Origin of the sequence: Pseudoclavibacter terrae, from assembly GCF_008831075.1 — a bacterium.
GTDB classification, from domain to species: Bacteria; Actinomycetota; Actinomycetes; order Actinomycetales; family Microbacteriaceae; genus Pseudoclavibacter; species Pseudoclavibacter terrae.
Genome location: NZ_WBJX01000009.1, coordinates 1 through 5,546, shown reverse-complemented (window position 1 = coordinate 5,546; position 5,546 = coordinate 1). Strand labels below are relative to the sequence as shown.

General features: G+C 53.9%; 3 rRNA genes. All 3 read right to left on the bottom strand.

The annotated features are described in order from the left end of the window. Window positions 1-69: 69 nt before the first annotated feature. Window positions 70-186 (bottom strand): 5S ribosomal RNA (rrf, locus tag F8O03_RS17935). A gap of 130 nt (window positions 187-316) precedes the next feature. After that, window positions 317-3,430 (bottom strand): 23S ribosomal RNA (locus F8O03_RS17930). 444 nt (window positions 3,431-3,874) lie between these two features. Beyond that, window positions 3,875-5,394: ribosomal RNA gene (locus F8O03_RS17925) — 16S ribosomal RNA — on the bottom strand. The 16S, 23S and 5S rRNA genes sit together here, the layout of an rRNA operon. Between the last annotated feature and the right edge of the window lie 152 nt (window positions 5,395-5,546).

The window sequence follows — 5,546 nt, the reverse complement described above, 5'->3', positions numbered from 1 at the left end:
AAAAAAGCCGGGGTTGGGAGGCGAGGAGCATCTCTGCTCACTCACCAACCAACCCCGGCTCATGAAGAAGTCCGGCGGTGACCTACTCTCCCACAGGGTCCCCCCTGCAGTACCATCGGCGCTGAGAGTCTTAGCTTCCGGGTTCGGAATGTAACCGGGCGTTTCCCTCTCGCTATGACCGCCGAAACACTATGGACAAACCATCATGTTTCGAACCACACACCACACCCCAACAGGTGCGACACGTGGTCGATTCTCGATCGTCTATCGAGAACCACAAAGTGGACGCGAACAGCAACAACATTCATGTGCATGTTTTATCAAATCATCAGCTTATTAGTACCGGTCAGCTCCACACATTTCTGTGCTTCCACATCCGGCCTATCAACCCAGTCGTCTACTGGGAGCTTCTCCCCCGAAGGGATGGAAATCTCATCTTGAAGCCGGCTTCCCGCTTAGATGCTTTCAGCGGTTATCCGTTCCGAACGTAGCCAATCAGCGGTGCTCCTGGCGGAACAACTGACACACCAGAGGTTCGTCCATCTCGGTCCTCTCGTACTAAAGATAGATCTTCTCAAATTTCCTACGCGCGCAGCGGATAGAGACCGAACTGTCTCACGACGTTCTGAACCCAGCTCGCGTGCCGCTTTAATGGGCGAACAGCCCAACCCTTGGGACCTACTCCAGCCCCAGGATGCGACGAGCCGACATCGAGGTGCCAAACCATGCCGTCGATATGGACTCTTGGGCAAGATCAGCCTGTTATCCCCGAGGTACCTTTTATCCGTTGAGCGACAGCGCTTCCACAAGCCACTGCCGGATCACTAGTCCCGACTTTCGTCCCTGCTCGACTTGTCAGTCTCACAGTCAAGCTCCCTTGTGCACTTACACTCGCCACCTGATTGCCAACCAGGTTGAGGGAACCTTTGGGCGCCTCCGTTACTCTTTAGGAGGCAACCGCCCCAGTTAAACTACCCACCAGGCACTGTCCCTGAACCGGATTACGGTTCGAAGTTAGATATCCAGAATGACCAGAGTGGTATTTCAACAACGACTCCACGAACACTAGCGTGCCCGCTTCACAGTCTCCCACCTATCCTACACAAGCCACACCGAACACCAATACCAAGCTGTAGTAAAGGTCACGGGGTCTTTTCGTCCTGCTGCGCGTAACGAGCATCTTTACTCGTAATGCAATTTCGCCGAGTTCGCGGTTGAGACAGCTGGGAAGTCGTTACGCCATTCGTGCAGGTCGGAACTTACCCGACAAGGAATTTCGCTACCTTAGGATGGTTATAGTTACCACCGCCGTTTACTGGGGCTTAAATTCAGAGCTTCGCCGAAGCTAACCCTTCCTCTTAACCTTCCAGCACCGGGCAGGCGTCAGTCCGTATACATCGTCTTGCGACTTCGCACGGACCTGTGTTTTTGATAAACAGTCGCTTCCCACTGGTCTCTGCGGCCATCAATGCGCTTTCAGGAGTAAATCCCTATACGCCTCAGGCCCCCCTTCTCCCGAAGTTACGGGGGCATTTTGCCGAGTTCCTTAACCACGATTCTCTCGATCTCCTTGGTATTCTCTACCTGATCACCTGTGTCGGTTTGGGGTACGGGCGACTAAAACCTCGCGTCGATGCTTTTCTTGGCAGCAGAGGATCACCGACTACCTCACAATAGTGAGTTCCGCGTCAGATCTCAGGCTTCACGAGTGACGGATTTGCCTATCACTCACCCTACATCCTTGCCCGGATTCAACCAATCACCCGGTTCGGCTACCTTTCTGCGTCACACCTGTTAATACGCTAACCGCACCAGAACGGGGTCGAGCGCTAGGCTTCCCACCCACCCGAAGGCAGACGAGAAGATTCGGACTCTTAGCACTACTGGATTAGCTTGGGCGGTTTTTCGCCGGCCACGGGAATATCAACCCGTTGTCCATCGACTACGCCTGTCGGCCTCGCCTTAGGTCCCGGCTTACCCAGGGAAGATTAGCTTGACCCTGGAACCCTTGATCATTCGGAGGACGGGTTTCTCACCCGTCTTTCGCTACTCATGCCTGCATTCTCACTCGTGTAGCGTCCACGGCTGGTTTCCACCGCCGCTTCACTCGCCACACGACGCTCTCCTACCCATCCACACGACTGGACCACGAAGGCCTGTCTATAAATATGAATGCCACAACTTCGGTGGCGTGCTTGAGCCCCGTTACATTGTCGGCGCGGAATCACTTGACCAGTGAGCTATTACGCACTCTTTCAAGGGTGGCTGCTTCTAAGCCAACCTCCTGGTTGTCTGTGCAACTCCACATCCTTTTCCACTTAGCACGCGCTTTGGGACCTTAGTTGGTGGTCTGGGTTGTTTCCCTCTCGACTATGAAGCTTATCCCCCACAGTCTCACTGCTGCGCTCTCACTTACCGGCATTCGGAGTTTGGCTGACGTCAGTAAGCTTTTGGGCCCCATCGGCCATCCAGTAGCTCTACCTCCGGTAAGAAACACGCAACGCTGCACCTAAATGCATTTCGGAGAGAACCAGCTATCACGAAGTTTGATTGGCCTTTCACCCCTAACCACAGCTCATCCCCCCAGTTTTCAACCTAGGTGGGTTCGGTCCTCCACGAAGTCTTACCTTCGCTTCAACCTGGCCATGGATAGATCACTTCGCTTCGGGTCTAGGACATGCGACTGAATCGCCCTATTCAGACTCGCTTTCGCTACGGCTGCCCCACACGGGTTAACCTCGCCACATATCACTAACTCGCAGGCTCATTCTTCAAAAGGCACGCCGTCACAGCTACAAGGCTGCTCCGACGGATTGTAAGCAAACGGTTTCAGGTACTATTTCACTCCCCTCCCGGGGTACTTTTCACCTTTCCCTCACGGTACTTGTCCGCTATCGGTCATCTGGGAGTATTTAGGCTTATCAGGTGGTCCTGACAGATTCACACGGGATTTCTCGGGCCCCGTGCTACTTGGGATACTCTTCAACGTCAATACACGCATTTCGACTACGGGACTCGCACCCCCTCTGGTCAGCCATTCAAAGCTGTTCGTCTATACGCTACTGTCACGCCCACTGCCTGGTAGAGCAGCATGAAAAGTCCCACAACCCCGACCGTGCAACCCCTACCAGGTATCACACACGACCGGTTTAGCCTGATCCGCGTTCGCTCGCCACTACTAACGGAATCACTGTTGTTTTCTCTTCCTGTGGGTACTGAGATGTTTCACTTCCCCACGTTCCCTCTACCCGCCCTATATATTCAGGCGGGAGTCACCAGGTCACCACAAGGGGCCTGGCGGGGTTTCCCCATTCGGAAATCCTCGGATCAAAGTTCGATTATCAACTCCCCGAGGCTTATCGCAGATTTCTACGTCCTTCTTCGGCTCCAGATGCCAAGGCATCCACCGTTTGCTCTTAAAGATTTGATTTACACATGAGTAGCCAATCATTTCATTCTCAGAAACTCTTGACTAAAATTGCTGAACACCACAAACCCAACCATCCGAAGACGATCAACATTTGCGGCATTCAAGATGCTCGCGTCCACTGTGTAGTTCTCAACATACGATCGGTACCAACCCTGCACGACACAAAGCCGCACAACGAAGGCCCAAGAGTTCCGATCCACCACCACCCCAACTTCCCGAAAGAAGCTGCGAGCGGCAGCAGGCCCGGTCCCTCAGGACCCAACAGCGTGCACACCAGCACTCACCATCACCCACACGTTTCCAACCCCAAAAGGCGTACTCCGCACGAACAACAACAAGCACCGAATAGTCAAATGTTCCACCCATGAGCGCCACCGGTCGACATTCGCGACCGAAATGACTTCAGCTCCACACCCAAACGAGTGCGTGCTAAGTGCTCCTTAGAAAGGAGGTGATCCAGCCGCACCTTCCGGTACGGCTACCTTGTTACGACTTAGTCCTAATTACCGATCCCACCTTCGACGGCTCCCTCCAAAAGGTTAGGCCACCGGCTTCGGGTGTTACCGACTTTCATGACTTGACGGGCGGTGTGTACAAGGCCCGGGAACGTATTCACCGCAGCGTTGCTGATCTGCGATTACTAGCGACTCCGACTTCATGGGGTCGAGTTGCAGACCCCAATCCGAACTGAGACTGGCTTTTTGGGATTCGCTCCACCTCGCGGTATTGCAGCCCATTGTACCAGCCATTGTAGCATGCGTGAAGCCCAAGACATAAGGGGCATGATGATTTGACGTCATCCCCACCTTCCTCCGAGTTGACCCCGGCAGTCTCATATGAGTTCCCACCATTACGTGCTGGCAACATACGACGAGGGTTGCGCTCGTTGCGGGACTTAACCCAACATCTCACGACACGAGCTGACGACAACCATGCACCACCTGTATACCGACCTTGCGGGGCGAACATTTCTGAACGTTTCCGGTATATGTCAAGCCTTGGTAAGGTTCTTCGCGTTGCATCGAATTAATCCGCATGCTCCGCCGCTTGTGCGGGCCCCCGTCAATTCCTTTGAGTTTTAGCCTTGCGGCCGTACTCCCCAGGCGGGGCGCTTAATGCGTTAGCTACGACACGGAAACCGTGGAATGGTCCCCACATCTAGCGCCCAACGTTTACGGCATGGACTACCAGGGTATCTAATCCTGTTCGCTCCCCATGCTTTCGCTCCTCAGCGTCAGTAATGGCCCAGAGATCTGCCTTCGCCATCGGTGTTCCTCCTGATATCTGCGCATTCCACCGCTACACCAGGAATTCCAATCTCCCCTACCACACTCTAGTCTGCCCGTACCCACTGCAGACCCGAGGTTGAGCCTCGGGATTTCACAGCAGACGCGACAAACCGCCTACGAGCTCTTTACGCCCAATAATTCCGGACAACGCTTGCACCCTACGTATTACCGCGGCTGCTGGCACGTAGTTAGCCGGTGCTTTTTCTGCAGGTACCGTCACTTTCGCTTCTTCCCTACTAAAAGAGGTTTACAACCCGAAGGCCGTCATCCCTCACGCGGCGTTGCTGCATCAGGCTTTCGCCCATTGTGCAATATTCCCCACTGCTGCCTCCCGTAGGAGTCTGGGCCGTGTCTCAGTCCCAGTGTGGCCGGTCACCCTCTCAGGCCGGCTACCCGTCGTCGCCTTGGTGAGCCATTACCTCACCAACAAGCTGATAGGCCGTGAGCCGATCCATAACCAAAAAATCTTTCCAAACACAGACCATGCGATCGTGTTAGATATCCAGTATTAGCCACCGTTTCCGGAGGTTATCCCAGAGTTATGGGCACGTTGCTCACGTGTTACTCACCCGTTCGCCACTAATCCACCCAGCAAGCTGGGCTTCATCGTTCGACTTGCATGTGTTAAGCACGCCGCCAGCGTTCGTCCTGAGCCAGGATCAAACTCTCCGTAAATGAATAACAACCAAACAACCCGAAAGCTGCCTGATAAACATCACGCCACCACACCGAAGTGCGATGACAAGTTTGAAACTGACAAAAAACAAAACAACACCAAACCCGAAGGCTCAGTACTGACTTGTATTGTCCAAATATGTTTCCAAAAG